The 17409-nt window shown below is 71.6% G+C and carries 21 protein-coding genes; 9 read left to right on the top strand and 12 right to left on the bottom strand.

Annotated elements, in window-relative coordinates; genetic code table 11:
- Positions 1-3 precede the first annotated feature (3 nt).
- Positions 4-3036: an MMPL family transporter gene (locus tag VEL82_00320; GenBank protein ID HXW66321.1), complete on the top strand. Its 3033-nt coding sequence runs from the start codon at positions 4-6 to the stop codon at positions 3034-3036.
- On the opposite strand, the gene VEL82_00325 is transcribed toward VEL82_00320, so the two are convergent.
- Complete coding sequence (locus tag VEL82_00325; GenBank protein HXW66322.1) at positions 3026-3466, bottom strand: peroxiredoxin; 441 nt, start codon at positions 3464-3466, stop codon at positions 3026-3028. The genes VEL82_00320 and VEL82_00325 overlap by 11 nt on opposite strands.
- A gap of 53 nt (positions 3467-3519) precedes the next feature.
- On the bottom strand, positions 3520-3756 hold the full coding sequence (locus VEL82_00330) for an Lrp/AsnC ligand binding domain-containing protein (protein HXW66323.1): 237 nt from the start codon (positions 3754-3756) through the stop codon (positions 3520-3522).
- Between the two features lie 128 nt (positions 3757-3884).
- On the opposite strand from VEL82_00330, the gene VEL82_00335 reads away from it, so the two are divergent.
- Positions 3885-5102, top strand: a complete 1218-nt coding sequence (locus VEL82_00335) for a class I tRNA ligase family protein (protein HXW66324.1) — start codon at positions 3885-3887, stop codon at positions 5100-5102.
- On the opposite strand, the gene VEL82_00340 is transcribed toward VEL82_00335, so the two are convergent.
- Together VEL82_00340 and VEL82_00345 are read right to left on the bottom strand one after the other, a co-directional pair.
- Complete coding sequence (locus VEL82_00340; protein ID HXW66325.1) at positions 5099-6304, bottom strand: thiolase family protein; 1206 nt, start codon at positions 6302-6304, stop codon at positions 5099-5101. The two genes, VEL82_00335 and VEL82_00340, sit on opposite strands and share 4 nt — an antisense overlap.
- Before the next feature lie 60 nt (positions 6305-6364).
- The gene (locus tag VEL82_00345; protein HXW66326.1) at positions 6365-7096 is read right to left on the bottom strand and encodes a DNA polymerase sliding clamp; all 732 of its coding nucleotides are present in this window, start codon (positions 7094-7096) and stop codon (positions 6365-6367) included.
- Between the two features lie 99 nt (positions 7097-7195).
- On the opposite strand from VEL82_00345, the gene VEL82_00350 reads away from it, so the two are divergent.
- On the top strand, positions 7196-7954 hold the full coding sequence (locus VEL82_00350; protein HXW66327.1) for an alanyl-tRNA editing protein: 759 nt from the start codon (positions 7196-7198) through the stop codon (positions 7952-7954).
- On the opposite strand, the gene VEL82_00355 is transcribed toward VEL82_00350, so the two are convergent.
- The 3 genes from VEL82_00355 to VEL82_00365 are packed head-to-tail and all read right to left on the bottom strand — an operon-like array spanning position 7914 to position 9100.
- Positions 7914-8465: a GNAT family protein gene (locus VEL82_00355; GenBank protein ID HXW66328.1), complete on the bottom strand. Its 552-nt coding sequence runs from the start codon at positions 8463-8465 to the stop codon at positions 7914-7916. The two genes, VEL82_00350 and VEL82_00355, sit on opposite strands and share 41 nt — an antisense overlap.
- 8 nt (positions 8466-8473) lie before the next feature.
- Positions 8474-8857, bottom strand: coding sequence for a hypothetical protein (locus VEL82_00360; GenBank protein HXW66329.1), 384 nt, complete (start codon positions 8855-8857; stop codon positions 8474-8476).
- Positions 8858-8875: 18 nt separating this feature from the next.
- Positions 8876-9100 (bottom strand): hypothetical protein, encoded by a 225-nt coding sequence (locus tag VEL82_00365; GenBank protein ID HXW66330.1) that lies wholly within the window; start codon positions 9098-9100, stop codon positions 8876-8878.
- A gap of 97 nt (positions 9101-9197) precedes the next feature.
- On the opposite strand from VEL82_00365, the gene VEL82_00370 reads away from it, so the two are divergent.
- Positions 9198-10172 (top strand): NAD-dependent epimerase/dehydratase family protein, encoded by a 975-nt coding sequence (locus VEL82_00370; protein ID HXW66331.1) that lies wholly within the window; start codon positions 9198-9200, stop codon positions 10170-10172.
- Here VEL82_00370 and VEL82_00375 read toward each other — a convergent pair.
- Positions 10169-11206, bottom strand: coding sequence for a glycosyltransferase family 4 protein (locus VEL82_00375; GenBank protein ID HXW66332.1), 1038 nt, complete (start codon positions 11204-11206; stop codon positions 10169-10171). The genes VEL82_00370 and VEL82_00375 overlap by 4 nt on opposite strands.
- Before the next feature lie 83 nt (positions 11207-11289).
- On the opposite strand from VEL82_00375, the gene VEL82_00380 reads away from it, so the two are divergent.
- The 4 genes from VEL82_00380 (at position 11290) to VEL82_00395 (ending at position 13472) form a co-directional block, all read left to right on the top strand.
- Positions 11290-12114 carry a glycosyltransferase family 2 protein gene (locus VEL82_00380; protein HXW66333.1) on the top strand — a complete coding sequence of 275 codons (825 nt, stop codon included), beginning with the start codon at positions 11290-11292 and terminating at the stop codon, positions 12112-12114.
- Between the two features lie 79 nt (positions 12115-12193).
- Positions 12194-13096 (top strand): hypothetical protein, encoded by a 903-nt coding sequence (locus VEL82_00385; protein HXW66334.1) that lies wholly within the window; start codon positions 12194-12196, stop codon positions 13094-13096.
- 65 nt (positions 13097-13161) lie between these two features.
- Positions 13162-13287 carry a hypothetical protein gene (locus tag VEL82_00390; protein ID HXW66335.1) on the top strand — a complete coding sequence of 42 codons (126 nt, stop codon included), beginning with the start codon at positions 13162-13164 and terminating at the stop codon, positions 13285-13287.
- A gap of 53 nt (positions 13288-13340) precedes the next feature.
- On the top strand, positions 13341-13472 hold the full coding sequence (locus tag VEL82_00395; protein HXW66336.1) for a hypothetical protein: 132 nt from the start codon (positions 13341-13343) through the stop codon (positions 13470-13472).
- Here VEL82_00395 and VEL82_00400 read toward each other — a convergent pair.
- The 4 genes from VEL82_00400 to VEL82_00415 are packed head-to-tail and all read right to left on the bottom strand — an operon-like array spanning position 13456 to position 16369.
- Complete coding sequence (locus VEL82_00400; GenBank protein ID HXW66337.1) at positions 13456-14022, bottom strand: 50S ribosomal protein L11 methyltransferase; 567 nt, start codon at positions 14020-14022, stop codon at positions 13456-13458. The genes VEL82_00395 and VEL82_00400 overlap by 17 nt on opposite strands.
- 8 nt (positions 14023-14030) lie before the next feature.
- Positions 14031-14990, bottom strand: a complete 960-nt coding sequence (meaB, locus tag VEL82_00405; protein ID HXW66338.1) for a methylmalonyl Co-A mutase-associated GTPase MeaB — start codon at positions 14988-14990, stop codon at positions 14031-14033.
- Positions 14987-15403: a cobalamin B12-binding domain-containing protein gene (locus VEL82_00410; protein ID HXW66339.1), complete on the bottom strand. Its 417-nt coding sequence runs from the start codon at positions 15401-15403 to the stop codon at positions 14987-14989. Before VEL82_00410 ends, meaB begins: the two co-directional genes overlap by 4 nt.
- A 60-nt stretch (positions 15404-15463) precedes the next feature.
- Positions 15464-16369 (bottom strand): A24 family peptidase C-terminal domain-containing protein, encoded by a 906-nt coding sequence (locus VEL82_00415; protein ID HXW66340.1) that lies wholly within the window; start codon positions 16367-16369, stop codon positions 15464-15466.
- Positions 16370-16489: 120 nt separating this feature from the next.
- Between VEL82_00415 and VEL82_00420 the strand changes: the two genes are divergently transcribed.
- Positions 16490-17380 (top strand): hypothetical protein, encoded by an 891-nt coding sequence (locus VEL82_00420; GenBank protein ID HXW66341.1) that lies wholly within the window; start codon positions 16490-16492, stop codon positions 17378-17380.
- The last annotated feature ends 29 nt before the right edge of the window (positions 17381-17409 follow it).

A 17409-nucleotide genomic window follows, 5' to 3' on the forward strand; every position in this document is an offset into this window, starting at 1 on the left:
CCAGTGCCGAGCGCCGAACCCGAGACCGGCGGGACCCGGATCTTCGGCGGTCTCGCGCGGGGCATCCTGCGCCACCCGTGGTACCCGATCCTCTTCTGGATCGTCCTCCTCATCGTCGCGATCCCGTTCCTCTCGCTGATCGGCTCGATCACCACGAACTCGACCGAGTCGACGCCGACGAACTCCCCGAGCGCCGTCGCCAGCGCCGAGCTCGCTCGGCTCTTCCCGAACTCGACGAGCGGAGCCGCGAGCACGATCCTGCTCGTGGGTCCGAACATGACCGACGCGAACGCCCAGCGCGTCGTCCTCAACATCACCGCGGCGCTGAACGGGGATCGCTCGCTCACCGATATCGACTCGGTCGCCAACGTCTACTCCGGCTACACCAGCTATCTCACCGGTCAGGCACAGCTGGCGCTCGGCGTTATCGAGGGCGGCCTGGACGAGAGCCCGCCCGTGCCGGTCGCCGTGAATGAGTCCGCCGCGTTGCTCTGGGGCCCGCCCGCCACGTACGTGGCGGCGTGGACCACGGAGGTGGGCGGGGGCGCGGGGGCCCCCGCCGCGAACTACCCGGCGTACGTCGCGGCCCGTGCCCAGCTGGGGAGCGACACGCCGGCGCTCGCCGTGCTCGGGGCGTTCTACTACGGTGCGAGCGGCGCCGCCGGGTTCAACAACTCCTCGGCCTGCTGGACGCTCGCGGAAGTCGTGGCGTGCTCGGACGCCGTCGCGCGGGCGACCGTGGCCGGACTCGTGCCGACCCTGTTGCCCGATCCGAGTCTCGGGGCGACGGTGCTCGGTACGCTCGGGATCGAGAACTTCACGAGCTGGTCGGCCGTTCGCACGACGACGTCGATCGCGCTCGGCGCCGGCGCGGGGCTCGCGGGCACGTGGATCGCGACGGTCTGGGAGGCGTTCCCGGCGCTCGCCCCCCCACCCGGCGCCCTGGCGAGCTGGACCGCGGGTCTCGTCGCGAACGCGACCCTCGCCGCCGAGCCGCTACCGGTGCCGTATGCGATCCGCTCGCCGTTCGTCGATCCCAGCGGGACCGCCCAGATCATCCAGGTCACCTTCACGGTCAGCGACTCGACCACGAATGCCTCGGGCGGAATGCCGGTCTACGCGGACCTCGGTCGGATCGACGACCTGGTGCCGGCCGTGCTGGCCGCGTCGGACCCGACGCACTCAATCACCTACTACCAGACGGGCTCGGCGCCCCTCGACCTGCTGACGCAGACCGCCGTGAGCTCCTCGATCTCCCTCGTCCTGCCGCTGACGGTCGGACTGCTGCTCGTCATCGCGATGCTCTACTTCCGCTCCCCGATGACCCCGATCGTCACGTTCGGGATCCTCGGCGTCGCCCTGGTCCTCGGGCTGGGCGGCACCGTCCTCATCGGCGAGCTCGTGACCCACGTCGACACCACCTCGCTCACCCTCGAGGAGGTGTTCGTCCTCGGCGTGGGGACCGACTACTCGGTCTTCATGGTCGCCCGGTACCGCGAGGAGCTGGTCCGCGGCCGCAGCTCCGACGAAGCGATCGTCGCGTCGTTGTCCTGGGCCGGCCAGTCGGTGGCCACGAGCGGATCGACCGCGATCATCGCCACCCTCGCGCTCACGTTCAGCGGCGTCGCCCTGCTCGCGCAGTGGGGCGCGGTCCTGTCGCTCGCGATCCTGATCACCGTGCTCGTCTCGCTGACGATGGTGCCGGCCTGCCTCAAGCTGGTCGGGCCGCGCATCTTCTGGCCGACGACCGGCGAGCGTTTCCGACGTCGCGCCGCGCTCGTCGCCGAGCGCAACCGCACGGAGCAGACGTACTTCTACCGGGCCGGTCGCGCGACGCAGCGCCACCCGGCCCTGACGGTGGGCGGCATCCTCGCGCTGTCGGTCCCGTTGATCCTGATCGCGCTCCAGGTGCCCCTCTCCTACGACTTCTATCAGCAGCTCCCGGGCGGCCACCCCGCCACCGAGGGCCTGGACGAACTCGGCGAGCACTTCGGTCCCGGCTTCGCGGTCCCCTCGTTCGCGCTCGTGACGTTCTCGGCGCCGCTGCGCGTGGGCACGGCCACGAACGCGACGGAGTTCACCGACCTCGCGGCACTGACGGCCATCGCCAATTCGACCCCGGGCATCGCCCACGTCGCCTCGCCGGTCGGCCCCGGGGGAGCGTCGCTGTCCGAGTGGCTCGCGCTGCCCACGCTCCCGAGCGCCACCCAGCAGAACCTGATCGGCCTGCTCGCGGGCTACGTCGGCACCGACGGACGCACCGTGCTGCTCTCGCTCCAGCCGTCGGCGACCGGCCTCTCCGTCGGGGCCGTGAGCGCGATCGATGCCGTGCGATCCGGCTTCGCGGGCTACGCGGCCGGCCACCCGGAGGTCGCGTCGGTCGCCTACGGGGGGGGAGCGCCGACGATCAGCGACCTCGCGACGGAGACCGCGACCGCGACCGACTACCTCGTCATCGCCGTGTCGATCGGACTGTTGCTCGTGCTCCTGGTCGTGCTGCGCTCCTGGATCATCGCGCTGATGGCGATCGCGACGATCGGGATCTCCATCAGCTGGGCGTGGGCGATCACCTACCTCGTCTTTCAGGGACTCCTCGGCTTCCCCCTGTTCTTCTACGTTCGGACGATCCTGTTCATCCTGATCCTCGGCCTGGGCATCGACTACAACATCTTCCTGTTGACCCGGGTGCGGGAGGAACGGGTGCGGGGACGGACGGCCGGCGACGCGGCGGTCGAGGCGGTCGGAAGGACCGGCGGCATCATCACCGCGGCCGCCCTGATCCTCGCCTGCGCCTTCGGCGCTCTGCTCGTCGGGGAGTTCACGCTGATCCGGGCGATCGGGTTCTCCGTCGCCGTGGCGGTCATCCTGGACGCGATGGTCGTGCGGACCTACCTGGTCCCCGCCTCCCTCCAGTTGCTCGGGGAGCGGGTGTGGAGCCTCACCGGCCGCCGGCCGGGCGCTCCGGCGCCGACCCCGGCGGCCGCGGACCCGGCGCCGGCCGAGGCGGCCGGCCGCCCGGCGCCGCCTAGCTCCTGAGGAACGCCGCGCGCGCCCGGGCGATGTGCTCCTCGGGCGACGACGAGTCGACGACGTCGATCACCCGGCCGCCCGCGTCGATCAGGAAGGTGACGCGACGGGCCGAGCCCCGGGGGCCGAGCACCCCGTAGCGACCGGCCACGTCCTTGGACGTGTCCGCGATCAGCGGGAACGGGAGCCCGTACTTGTCGCGGAACGCCTTCTGGGCCGGGCAGTCGTCGATGCTCACCCCGACCACGTTCACCTTCTTCGCCTGGAACTCGCCGTAGACGTCCCGGAATCCCTTGGCCTCGATCGTGCAGCCGGGCGTGTCGGCCCGCGGATAGAAGTACAGGACGACCGGCGCACCCCGCAGTCCGGCCAGGTGGAACGGGCGGCCGTCGAAGTTCGGCGCGGTGAAGTCCGGGGCGGTCTCTCCGATGGCGACCATCGCGCGCCCATCGGAGCGAGCGTATTTGAGCGGTGCCGGCGGGCCTGACGTCCCTAGGCGCTGGAGACCGTGACGAGAGTCTCGGTCGACTTGATGCCAGGGATCGAGCGGATCTTGTGGACGACGGTGTCGAGCGCCTCGTTGATGCGGGGCGCCTGGACCTTGACGATGAGATCGAACGGGCCCGTGACCGCCTGGACCTCCGTGACGCCGGGAACCGCCCGCATGCGCCGCAGCACGTCCTCGAGCCGCCCGATCTCGATCTCGACCAGGAGGTACAGTGTCTCCACCGGCCCATCCTCGCCGGGCGGCGAATGGGGCGCCCTTCATCAAGCTAGCGCGCCGGCGGGCCGGAGCCGCCGCGTCCCCGGCCGGCGTGTCCCAAAGTCTTAAGGGCGGCGCGGGACCGACGGGAGCGATGGAACTGCGCCTGCCCGACACGCTCACGGGTCGGCGGCGGCCGGTGCCTCACCTCCCCGGCCGGGGGGTCACGCTCTACGTCTGCGGTCCGACCGTCTACGACCGCGCGCACGTCGGGCACGCACGGACCTACCTCTACTTCGACATCGCCCGCCGCTTCCTGGAGGCCGAGGGGCTGCGCGTACGCCACGTCATGAACATCACCGACTTCGAGGACAAGATCGACGCGCGCGCGCGCGAGCTCGGGATGAGCTGGCGGGCGCTCGCCGGGCGCGAGGAGCGCCGATTCCTGCGCGACCTCCGCGCGCTCGGAATCCGCCTGCCCGGTCGGTGCCCGCGCGCGAGCGCGTTCGTGCCGCAGATGATCCGGGTCGGGCGGCAGCTCGAGCGGACGGGCCGGGTCCGCGCCGAAGGGGACGAGCAGATCTACTCGCCGCCGCCTCGGCCGCCGGGCACGAACTTCTCCACGGACCGTCAGCTCGCGAGCCACGCGGTCGCCGAGCCGGGCCACCCGTTCCCGTCCACGGGGGCCGGCGTCGGCGAGTTCATGATCTGGCGGCGACAGGGCCCGCCCAAGCCGTCGTGGCCCAGCCCGTGGGGACGCGGCGTGCCCGGCTGGCACCTCGAGTGCTACGCGATGGCCCAGCGGTACCTCGGCCTGCCGGTCGACCTGCACGGAGGCGCGATCGACCTGATCTACCCGCACCACTACGCCGAGAACGAGATCGCGCTCGCCCTGCGGGGCACCCGATTTTCCCGGGTCTTCCTCCACACCGGCTTCGTGCTGCTCGACGGCGCGAAGATGTCGAAGTCGGTGGGCAACCTCGTGCCGTTGCGAACCGCCCTCGACCAGGTCGGGCCGGGCCCGCTGCGCTGGTACCTGCTCGGCACGCCCCTTTCGAAGCGACTCGCGTGGGATCCACGGGCCCTGGCCCGGGCGCAGGCGGAGTTCCGGACGGTCCGCCGCGCCGTGCGTTCGTTCGTCCGGGCTGTACCGTCCGGTCGCGGCCGTTCGGCGTCCGTTCGCGCGCTGTCGGAGGGGATCCGTCGGGATCTCGCGTCGGGGCTCGCGGTCGAGCGTGCCTACGATCGGCTCCGCCGCTGGGCCGCGCGGCGACCGCGAGGCGCCGGCGGGCGAGCCGCGCCCGGCGAGCGGTCGGCCGCCCGGGCCGCGCTCCTCGATATCCAGGAACGGACCGGACTCCCGCTGCTCTAGAGTCCCGCTCGATCGACGGCCAGGCTGAGGCCGTTGCCGCCCCCCATGCAGAGCGTGGCCAGTCCGAGCTGGGTGCGGGACCGGACGAGCTCGTGGACCAGGCTCACGACGATCCGAGCACCGCTCGCGCCGATCGGGTGACCGAGCGCGACCGCCCCGCCGTGGACGTTGAACTGCTCCTCGGTGAACCCGAACGTCCGCTGGACGGCGAGCGACGCCGATGCATAGGCCTCGTTGTGCTCCACCCGGTCGAACGACGCCGGACCGAGGCCGGTCCGGCTGAAGTGCTTGCGGAGGGTCGGGATCGGCGACTCCATGACGTCGCGGGGGTGGACCCCGCTCTCCGCGGCCGAGTGGATCCACGCGAGCGGCCGCGCCCCGCGTTCGCGGACCTCGCGGGCGCTGACGAGCAGGAGCGCGGCGGCACCGTCGGAGAGCTTGGAGGAGTTGCCGGCGGTCAGGACCCCGTCGGGTTGGAAGGCCGGCGGCAAGCGGGCGAGCTTCTCGAGCGTGGTGTCCGCGCGGGGGGCCTCGTCGTGGTCGAGTCCCGTCCCGCCCGGCGTGAGGCTGGGCGGCACGGCCTCGAGCTCGCTGCGGAACGTCCCCTCGGCCGTCGCCCGCGAGGCCCGAAGGTGGCTGCGCAATCCGAAGGCGTCGACCTCCGCGCGGGTGAGCCCGAACTTCCTCGCCACCCGTTCACCCGTGAGGCCCATGATCTCGTGCTCGTCGTACGCGTCGATCAGGGCGTCCCGCTGCATGCCGTCGTCGAGCGTGTGGGGACCGGGCAGGCTGCCCCAGCGCAGCGCGCCCGGCAACAGGTACGGCGCCATCGACATGCTCTCCATGGCCCCGACGAGCACCCGGTCGAAGTCGCCGGCGCGGATCGCCGCGTAACCGAGGTGGATCGCCTTCATTCCCGAGCCGCAGACCATGTTGATCGTCGCGGCGCCGACCTCGTCAGGGACCCCCGCCCCGCGCAGGACCTGTCGTGCCGGGTTCTGGCCGACGCCGGCCTGGATCGCCTGACCGAACAGCACCTCCTCCACCTCGCCGGCGGCGACGTCCGCCCGGGCCAGCGCCGAACGCGCCACGAGGGCGCCGAGGGCAGGGGCCGGCACAGCGCGCAGCGTCCCTCCGAACCGACCGATCGGGGTTCGGACGGCGGACAGGATGGCGACGCGATGCTCCGGCTCGCTCCCCATGTTCGTTCGATCTCGCGGAGGAAGGCCGGAGGTGGGCGGCGCGCCGCGGGAAGCGGTCCGTCAGTCCTCTTCCACGCGCGGCGCGAGCAGGTAGCGGCCGTCGCCCCGGCCCCCGCTCATGCCGAACTCCACCTTGAGCGGGTACTCGTTGCCGACGTGGAGGGTCGTCTCGTCCGCGGCGATGGACTTCACCATGGCGGAGAAGAAATCGAGCGGGTACATGCTCTTCACCGGCTCCTTCGCGTCGAGCCGGGTGAGGTTCTCCTTCGGGATCCTCAGGTCGAGACGGTCCGTCTCGCCCTCGGAGTGCATCGTGAACGCCTCGGGATCGACGGTCAGCGTGACATGATCGGTGAAGCTCTCGCTGCCCCGGATGCCCTGGCGGAGGTCCTCGGTCTTGACCGTGACACTTGCCGGAGGGTTCACGTTCGGCACCTTCGGATCCGTGATGCCCGCGGGATCGACGACCGCCATCTGCCGCGTCACTCGGCCGATCGACGCGACGAGCCGGTTCTTGCCGTCGAACTGGAAGTCGATGATGTCGCCCGGCTTGGAGAGCCGGAGCACCTCCTTGAGCTTCTCGATGTCGACGCCGATCTCCGTGGGTTCGCCCGTGAATTCCTCGAACACCGTCTTCTGCAGCTTGAGGACCAGCATGGCGACGTGGGACGGGTCGACCGCCTTGGCCTCGAGACCGTCCTTGGAGATCCCCAGCTTCACCTCGCTCACGAGGGTCGAGACGACCTCGACCACCTCGCGGAGGTTCTCCATCTTCATGCGGAGCTTGAACATCCGAAACCTCGGCGCGCGACACAACGGCCCCCCTAAAAAGCCTTCTTCGCCGCCGCCGACGGAGCAACGCGTTTCCGCACCGGAGCCTGGCCGCGAGAGATGACCGAGCTCGCGTATCTCCCCGACATGCCGGCCGCCTACGTGCGCGACTTCCGCGCGCGGATCACCGCGCTCCCGCCCGGGGGGGTGGTGCTCGAGCGCACCTACTTCTATCCGACGGGGGGCGGCCAGCCGGCCGACCACGGCGAGCTGCGGGCGCCGGGCGGTCGGCCGCTCGCAGTGGTCGACGTCACGAAGTCCGGGCCGGCGGTGGTCCATCGACTGTCGGGGCCGCTCGAGGCGATGCGGGCGCTGAGCGTCGGCGGCGAGGTCGAGGCGCGGATCGACTGGGAGCGCCGGTACCGGCACATGCGACTGCACACCGGACAACACCTGCTCAGCGCCTGCATCTACCGGCGGTGCGGCGTGCGCACGCTCCGGGCGGCCCTCGCCGGCGCCGGCGCGACGCTCGACCTGGAACGCCCGCTCCCGCCGGAGGCGCGCGAAGCGCTCGAGGGGGACGTGCGAGAGGCCATCGAAGCGTCACGACCCGTCTCGATCCGCAGCCTTCCCCGCGGGGAGTGGGACGCCCAGCCCGACGCCGGCCGCTCCGGACTCGTGCCGCTCGCGCCCCAGGTCGATCCGGTCCGGGTGGTCGTCATCGACGGGACGGATCAATGCCCGTGCGGAGGCACGCACGTCCGCTCGACCGGAGAGATCGGGGGCCTCCGGCTGCGTCCGTTCGCGCCGAGGCCCGATGGCGCCGTGCGCGTCGCCTTCAGCCTGGAGGGGGGCGCGCCTTCCACTCCGAGCGAGTGACGCCGTAGACGAGCACGTCGTGCCACCGACCGTGGTGGAAGAGCGCGGAGCGCAGCAGGCCCTCGCGCCGGAGGCCGAGGCCCTCGAGCAGTCGGAACGACGGGACGTTCTCCACGTCGCAGGTCGCACCCACCCGCTCGACGGAGGTGGTCGCGAACAGGTGGCCGACCAGCAGACCGACCGCCTCGCGACCGTAGCCCTTCCCGCGGGTCGCGCGGTCGCCGAGCACGTACCATACGTCGAGGTACTCGAGCACCGGATGCGCCCGGTAGTATCCCACAAACCCGATCGGGCCGGGTCGCTCGCGGCGTTCGACAACGAATCGGGGCGCGAGGGACGCCGAGTCCGACGCGGCGGACTCGACCGCGGCGACGAAGGTATCGAGCGTATCGACCTCGAAGCGGTCGAACGGCGCGACGATCTCGGGGTCGTTGTACCAGGAGAACAGCAGCGGGTACTCTGCGGCGGCGAGCGGCCGGAGCCGGACGGCCGGACCCTCGAGCACCACCATCGCGGCGCTCAGACGCTCGTCGCGCCGTCCCGTGTGCCCCGGGCCGCCCCGCTCTCCGAGCCGTCGGGCGGGGCCTCGGAGTCGTCGGGGATCGCGCCGGTCAACTCGCGCAGATGCTCGAGCGCCTTGCGATGGCCGGTGGGCGTCAGCGAGAAGACATGCTTCGGCTCGGAGTAGCCGACCACGTACTGCGTTCGCCGAAACACCATCCGCGACATCTCGAGCGAGCGCAGCGCGTTCTTCAGCGTCGCCGGGTCCTCGTTCGAGAACTTCCGCGCGATGCCGAACTCGGTCGTCCACTGGTCCGCCTCGAAGCGGATCTGCTGGCCGCGATGCTCGAGGAGATGGAGCAGGAGGGAGCGCTCGAGCCGCTCGAGATCCTGCTCTGCCATCTCCCGTCCGGCCGGCGATCAGGAGATCGTCGTAATCTCGTAGTTCACGTCGAGCCCCTTGAGGCGGGCGTGCATGTCCGCGACGAGTCGAATGACGCCGTCCAGGGAGGCCCGGTCCTTCCACTTGTAGACGAAGTCGTGCATGCCCATCGACTCCTCGAATCCCAACTGGCGCATGACCTCCATGACCTTGAGCGGGTCCGCCCCTTCCGAGTGGAAGGTCATTCGGACGTACGTACGCATGGGTTCACGCACCGAGACCGAGGCCGCCGGGAGCCGGCCATCGAGTTTAGGCGGCCGTTCGTTTATATATGCTTCCCTGAGTGGTCGACCGCCCGGCATGTCGAACGCGCGCGACGAGGGTCCGGTGGTCGTCACGGGCGGCGCTGGCGCCGTCGGGAGCGTTCTCGTGCGCCGGTTGCTCGCCGAGGGCCGCGAGGTTCGTGTCATTGACAATCTTTCGAGCGGCAAGCGGAGCCATCTGCCCCCCGTCGACGGCGCCCGCCTGTCGCTGACGGTCGCCGACATCAAGGCGCCCGAGCACTACGCCGAGCGGCTGGACGGGGCGACCGCGGTCTGGCACCTCGCGGCGAACACCGACATCCGCCGCGGCTCCGAGAATCCGCGGCTCGACCTCGAGGAGGGCACCGTCGCGACCGCCATCCTCCTCGACGAGGCGCGGCGCCACGACGTCCCCGCGATCCGCTTCTCCTCCTCGAGCGTCGTCTACGGCTGGCCCACCGTCTTCCCGACCCCCGAGGACTACGGCCCGCTGGAGCCGCAGTCGCTCTATGCCGCCGCCAAGCTCGCCGCGGAGGGCCTGTTGAGCGCGCACGCCCACAGCTACGGGATCACGGCCCACATCTTCCGGTTCACGAACGTGATCGGGCCCGGGATGACCCACGGCGTCCTCCACGACTTCTTCGAGAAGCTCGAGCGGGACCCGAAGCGGCTCGAGGTCCTGGGTGACGGCCGCCAGTCGAAGAGCTACCTGCGCACCGAGGACTGCGTGGACGGGATGCTGCTCGGCGCTCGCCGCGCGCACGACCGGGTGAACGTGTTCAACCTCGGCACGCCCGACCGCATCTCGGTCCGCGAGATCGCCGAGAAGGTCGTCGCGGCCCACGGGGGCCGCGCGCGCATCGAGTACACCGGCGGCGAGCGTGGCTGGGCCGGCGACGTTCCGCAACAGCTGCTCGCGATCGACCGGATCCGGCAGCTCGGCTGGACACCGCGCCACTCGAGCGCGGAGGCGATCGACCGGACGATCCGCGAGATGGTGGAGGCTCGGCTGGCGCGCTCGGGCCGCGCCTAGCCGCGCCGGTGGTCCTCGGCCGACTGCCGGTATGCCTCGACGTATCGGCTCACGACCGACGGCCAAGAGTACCGCTCGCTCGCGACGCGTCGCGCTTCCTCCCCGAGGCGCCGGAGAAGGACCGGGTCGGCCGCCGCGGCCTGCGCGGCGGCTCGGAAGCTCGCGACGAACCGCGCCGGGTCGATGTCGTCCACGATCCAGCCGGTCCGCCCGCTCTCGACGACGCCCTCGAGCGTCGGGCCGCCGATCACGGGAAGCCCCGCGGCCAGACCCTGCACCACCGCGCCGGAGAGCAGTTCCGCCCGGCTCGGATGCACCAGGAGGTCGCTCTCGGCGTACCGCTGGGCGAGCTCCGCGTCGGTGACCTCGCCGGTGAGAGTTACCCCTTCGCCGGCCGCCCGGATCCGTTCGGCGTAGGCGCGGTCCGGCGTCGGACCCACGATCGTGAGCCGAAGTCCCGTGCCCCGGAGCGCTTCAGCCGCGACCTCCCAGCGTTTGAACGGCGCGACGATCCCGACCCCCAGCGCGGCCCGGCCGTGTCGACGCTCGGGCGCGGGCCGGAAGCGCTCGAGGTCGACCCCGAACGGGATCACGGCAATCGGCCGGCGCGTGACCCCGGTGGCGTTCGCGATCGTTCGGGCGAGCGCCGGCGTGAGCGCGACCGGTACGGCCGCCCGGCGGACCGCTCTCCGCTCGAGCCAGTAGCCCCAACGGTGCGTGAGTCGTTCCCGATAGTACCAGTGCCGGGAGTGCGTGGTGTAGACGAAGGGGCGCCGCCCGAGGGCGAGCCGGTTCGCGACGACCGGAGAGTTCGCGTGGAGCGCATCGTAGCGCTCGGCGCGCAGCAGCCGCGGAACCTGCCAGGCGAACGGGTACTCGTCGCGCTGGCGTCGGTGCCGCACCTGGTTCACGATGACGACCTCGTGACCGGCGGCGCGAAGGGCGCCCGCCAGGTCCGCGAGGAACCGCTCGATACCCCCGTAGCCGGTCGGGGGAATCGGCTGAACGCCGCTGCCGATCAGCACGACCCGCACGCCGGCGTCACCGGTACTCGAGATTAAGCAGTACCGTCATTCTCGGTCGCTCGCTCCGTGCGGGGGGAGGCAGGGGAGCGTCGTTGGCAACCGTCTGCGTCGAGATCGCGGTCCTCGACGATCGTCGACTCCTCGTCGCGCTCGACTCGCTGGCCGGCCAGCGTCGCCGTCCGGACCGGGTGCTGATCGCCGCGTCGGTGGCGAGCCCGGGCGACCTCCTCGCCGCCGCCCAGGTGCGGACCCCGCAGCTCGCCGTGGAGGTCGCGCGCCTACCGGCCGGCGTGGTCGCGGCTCGCGCGGCCTCGCTGCCGCTCCTTCGGGAGGAGATCGTCGCGTTCCTCGATTCCGACGAGCGGGCGCCCGCCGGATGGCTGGGCGAGCTGGTCGCCCCGATCGAGCGGGGGGAGGCCGCGTTCACCGGCGGCCCCACGAGGCCCTCGCGCGACCCGCAGACCTCGATCGAGCGCTACGACGATCTGCTCGAACGTTCGATCTACGAGAATCTCGTGCCCCGGAGCATGACCTACGTCCCGCTCCAGAACACGGCGTGGCAGGCCTCGCTGCTCCGTCAGCTCGGCTTCGACTCCCGAATCCCCTATGCGGAGGACCACGATCTCGAGCTCCGCGCGACGCGCGCCGGTGCGCGCGGCCTCTTCGTGCCGGAGGCCTGGGTCTATCACGACAAGAGCGGGCCCACGAGCCTGGGTCGGTGGGCGCTCAAGCGCTACCGCTATCTCGTCGCGATGGCGATGTCGCTCTACAAGAACGGGGAGCTCTCCGGCCGGCTGCGGGAGCGACGGCCGCCCGTGCGCCACCCCCTGCGCTACGTGGAGTCGCTCATGAAGCCGGTCGCGCTCGCCCACGCCTGGATCCGGTGGCGACGGGTCCGCAGCCGGCCCGCCGGCTGAGCTCGCCCGCTACCGCGCCGCCGAGGTTTCGGCGACCGTTCGCGGAAAACCTTAAGCGAGGGCCGGTGTCGGCGGGGCGATGTCGTCCGAGGCGGCGCACTCGGGCGGGGTCACGCAGTCGGGCGACCTCGTCCATCTCGACTTCGACCTCTGGGCGGAGAGCGGCGGTCGCACCGACCTCATCGACTCCACCCATGAGGACCTCGCCACGAAGGAGCACCTCCCGCGGTCCGAGGGAGCGAAGTGGGGACCGCGGCCGCACCTGATCGGCGGCGAGTACTTCCCGGCGGCGATCGAGGCGGCCCTGACCGGTGTCAAGGTCGGCGAGGAGATCGTGCGTGAGTTCGCCCCCGCGGACGCATTCGGCGATCGGGATCCGAACCTCATCGAGCTGTTCTCGATGCACGAGATCCAGCGCCTGCCCGAGATGCGCCGGGAAGACGCGCATCTCGATCTGGGAATGATCCTGACGATCGAGGGTCGGCGTGGTCGCGTGGTCACGCTCACGGCGGCGCGCGTGCGCGTCGACTTCAATCCTCCCTTTGCGGGCCGCAAGGTCAAGGGGACGTTCCGGGTGGTCGATCGGATCGCGGACGCCGCCGAGAAGGTCCGGGCCATCGTGGACCTCCAGTACGGCCGGGGTGCGGAGTTCCACATCGAGGCGAGCGAGAAGACGATCACGCTCCGCGTGCCGGATCGATCCAAGTTCGACATCGCCTGGATGGCGACGAAGCCCCGCGTGATCGACCGATTGCGCACGACGCTGCACCCGCACGTGATCCGGGTGGTGGAGGAGTACGTCACGCCGTCCGGCGAGAAGACGGAGAAGAGCGCCGCTGCGGATGCGGCGCCCTCCGCGGCGACGGCATCGGCCGAGTCGACCGCCCCTCCCTCCCCTGAAGGCGCTGAGCCCGCGAAGCCGGCCCACCCGGCCCGCGCCCCGGCCAAGCACAGCGCCAAGGCGCCTGCGAAGGCCGACTGAACGGCCCCGCCACCTCCCGGGTACGAACCGGATAGGGTTGAAGGCGGATCGCCTCGGTGCCCTCGATGGCGGACGATCCCAAGCGCGGCTCTCGCGTGTTCCTGGTGGTGACCTTCGCGGTCGCGATCGCGGTCGCGACCCTGATCATCTACTTCGGGATCTCCGGGCAGATCGGCGGCCCGATCCCGTGATGGGGCCGGTGCGAGCCGGGTCGAGATAAACCACCGGGCCGCTGGCGCCGGCCGTGAGCGCAGCCATCGCCTCGCCGATGGAGCCGGGGGAACGCGGGGCCAATCTCGGTTGGATCCTTGGGTTCGTCACGATCGCGCTCGTGCTGGCGATCGGGGCCGGGCTCTGGTTCACCTTCCACCCGTAGCCGCGGAGCCGGCGTCGGGTAACCTCGGGCGACGGTAGAGATAGACGTCGGTCGCGGGGTCGTAGACCTCCGCGGTCCAGCCGGGCACGGGGTGTACATAGCTCACGATCCGCGCGCCCGGCGGCAGCTCGCGCTCCAGCTTCGGGCGGAGGCGGTCCATCGCGCGGCCCCAGAGAAAGGTGGTGACGACACTGGCGGCCCGGAAGTCGAGCCGGAAGAAGTCCCCCCAGACGATCGCGATGCGATCGGCGAACGGGCCGAGCGCCCGGCGGACCCGCAGGATCAGCACCCGGACCGGCTCGACCTCGACCGCGACGACCCGCGCGCGGTAGACGCGGGCCGCCCGGAAGACGATGGAGCCCGTCCCCGCGCCCAGGTCGTAGACCGTGTCGCGCTCGCTGACCTCGGCGAGACGCAGCATCTCTTCGACCGAGCGCCGCGGCGTCGGCTGGTAGCCGGCGCCGAAGGCGAACGACGCGAACACGAAGTAGGCGACCGCCACCAGCGCGACGAACATCGCGAGGATCACGGCGACGGGCAGGAGGGGCATCGATGGCCCTACCGCGCCCGCCGCTCGCGCCGGACCCGTTCGGCCGCGCTCTCGGGGTCCAGCTCGCGGGCGACGACCCGATCGACGAGGGCGCGCAGCCGGGGCTCACGCTCGAGCCGTGCCGTGAGCTCGTCCCCGATCCGGGCCCGGACGCGCTCTACGATCTCGACGGCGACGCGTCGGCGCTCGTCCGCGGCCCGCTGACCGGACTGGTCGAGAAACCGCTCGTGCGCCTCGATCGCGGTCCAGAGCTCGTCGATCCCGGTCGCCGGGTTCGTGGACGTGGCCACGACCGACGGGGTCCACCCCGAGCGCGCGCCCAGATGGACGAGCTCCCGCAGGTCCCGCTCGGCCAGCTCCGCGCCGGGCAGATCGGATTTGTTCACGCAGAAGACGTCCGCGATCTCGAAGAGGCCGGCTTTGAGGGTCTGCACTTCATCGCCGAGGTGCGGCACGAGCACCACGACGCGCGTCGAGGCGACGTCGCGGATCGCGAGATCGACCTGACCGCTCCCCACCGTCTCGACGAGGACGACGTCGAACCCGGCGGCGTCCATGAGGCGGGCGACCTCGCGCGTCGCCGCAGCAATGCCACCCTCTTCCCCGCGGCTCGCCATGGAGCGGAAGAAGACGCCGGTGTCGTGCGCGCTTCGATCGAAGCGGATCCGGTCGCCCAGGACCGACCCGCCGCTGAAGGGGCTCGACGGGTCGACCGCGATCACCGCCACGGTGCGGTCGAGCGCGCGCAGCCGGTTGACGAGCAGGTTGATCAGGCTCGACTTGCCGACGCCGAGCGGACCGGTGATCCCGATCACCGGCGCCCGACCGGTGCGAGGGAACAGGGCGCGCGAGATTGCGACGGCGGCCGGATCTCGGTCCTCCACCTGGGAGATCGCTCGGGCGAGGACTCGACGGTCGCCGGACCGGATCGCCCGCGCGGCCGCGGGCAGCGGGGCCCGTCGCGTCATGCGCTCGCGCGCGCCAGATTCCGAGCGGTCGATACGATTTCCTCGAGCGAGCTCCCTGGACCGAAGATCGCCCGGATGCCGGCCCGCCGCAATCGGCGAGCGTCCTCGTCCGGGATGATCCCGCCGGCGAAGACGGGGATGCCCCCGGCCTTCTCCCGCTTGAGCAGGTTGAGCACCTTCGGAAACAGGGCCATGTGAGCGCCGGACAGGATCGATAGGCCGATCAGGTCCACGTCCTCCTCGAGCGCGGCGCGTACGATCTCCTCGGGGGTCTGGCGAAGCCCCGCGTAGATCACTTCCATCCCCGCGTCCCGCAGCGCGCGAGCCACGACCTTCGCGCCGCGATCATGTCCGTCCAAGCCGGGCTTGGCGATCAGCACCCGGATCGGCGTCGCCTTCGGGGACTTTGCCATCGGCGTCCTTCGCACGTACGACGGGACCCGCGGAAAAAAGGTTTCGCGTGGACCCTCGGCTCACGCCAGCGCCACCAGGTCGAGCACCAGGTTGCCCGCGAGGAGCGTGAGCACGGCGCCGACGGCCATGACCACGAGGAACGGGATTTGGGGGGTCACCCAGACGGTCTCGACCCCCTTCGCCGTCAGCTCCTGCGCGAGCCGGGCGCGCAGCTGTCGATCCTCCTCCGAGGTCTCGACGTCCGCCGCGTTCGACCGCATGGGGTTCTCGAGCCAGACATAGCGCTCGGGCAGCTCCCGGACCGGTATCCGGTAGCCGGAGAATCCGCCCGGGAAGTGGAACTCCTTGCGCGCCACGTTCCGCAGCCCGATGGCGAGCGGAATCGCGAGCGAGACGAGCGCCGCGTTGGTCAGCAGGTCCAGGGAGAAGGGGACCCAGCCCAGAACACCGGCGAGGGTCCCGCCGAGCGGCCATGCGACCGCGGTGAACGTCGGCACGAGGACCCCGGCGATCATCAGGGCTTTCGCGTCGGCCCCACCGTAGAGAACGCCCGCCTCGAAGAGCCCGCGGGCGAGGAGGATGCTCGCGAGCAGGGCCACGACCGCCCAGGGCACCTCGCTCGGTCCGACGCCGACCCGGACGACCGCGATGGCGACGGCCGCCACCACGACGGCGTACGCGACCGCTTCGATGCCGTCCGCGAGCCGGTCCGCGCGCTCGCCGAGCAGGTCGTCCCAGGGGAACATGTGTTCGAGCGCGAGGCCCCCGACGAGGAGCCACAGGGCGGTCGGCAGCAGCCCTCCGCCACCGAACGCCACCGCGCCGAGCGCCACCCCGATCAGGCCCAGCCACTGCCAGAGCCGGTCGGTGACCTCCCGGTCCTTGAGATCGGACCACGCCGCGAAGCCGAAACCGGCGACCAGGGCGGCCAGCTGGGCCCCGAGGATCCCTTCGGCGAGGCTCACGCGCCCGACTCCCCCTCTCGGCGGACGCGACGCGGGGCGGACCTCTTAAGCCCCCGCTTGGGCGCGCAGCCCGCGCGGGGAAGTCGCTTATTTTAGCCATCGTGGACTCGTCAGAGCGCAATGACGACGAGCGGCCCGGCCGGACCGGACACGGACCGGGCCCGGGGCCGACGGCGTCGCTGGACGGCGGGTGTCGCCGCGGCCGCGCTCACGGCGATCGTCGTCGTCGCCGGACTGTACGTGGGTGGCTACCTGGGCGCGCACCCGGGCGCGAGCCTTCCTCCGTACCTGACGTTCTCCCAAGCGGCCTCGGCAGCCGAGTCGCGATCCGGCTCGGCGGCCGGGGGTCCCTGGTTCGGCGTCGCCGCGGACGCGATCGTCACTCCGGTCGCGGTGCTCGAGCCGGCCGCGAACCTCACCTCGCTCTTAGGACTCGCCGACTGCACCGTCAACTGGACCTCGGGCATGCCCTCGAACCTGGCGGTCCCCGCGACGGCCGCGACCGCCGAGCTGGGGACCGCGGCCTACTGGACCGTCCTGCTGAAGAACGCGACCAACGCGCTGCTCGTCGACTCGGTCTCGCAGGGAAAGGCGGCGTCGCTGGCGACACTGACCGGCGGTGACTGCGCCCGACTCGCCGGCTCGCTGCTCAGCTTCGGGGCCGGCCTCGTCGATTCCCCCCAAGCGGTCTCGGCGGCGAACGCAATGGGCGGCGCGAGCTTCCTCGACCGATATCCGAACGCGTCCGAGACCTGGGCCGTGGCGGGCGGCTTCTCCCTCGGGGGCATCCTGACGACCAGCCCGGAGTGGCTGCTCGAGTACACCACCTGCAGCTTCCCGCCAGCCGCGGGGGCCCAGGGCCTCGCGTTCAACGCCACGGTCGGCGGGACCTCCGGCGTGGTGACGAACCACACGAGCGGTCCGGTCTCCTGCTCGCTCACGATACCCTCGGGGCTCACCCTCGGGCTGCCGGCGCCGACCGGCCCGCCGGTCGTCGGCAAAGCTATTTAAATAGCCTCCAACTCCGCGGCCGCGCTCGC

Source organism: Thermoplasmata archaeon, from assembly GCA_035622275.1.
In the GTDB taxonomy this organism is placed as follows: Archaea; Thermoplasmatota; Thermoplasmata; order Lutacidiplasmatales; family UBA184; genus Lutacidiplasma.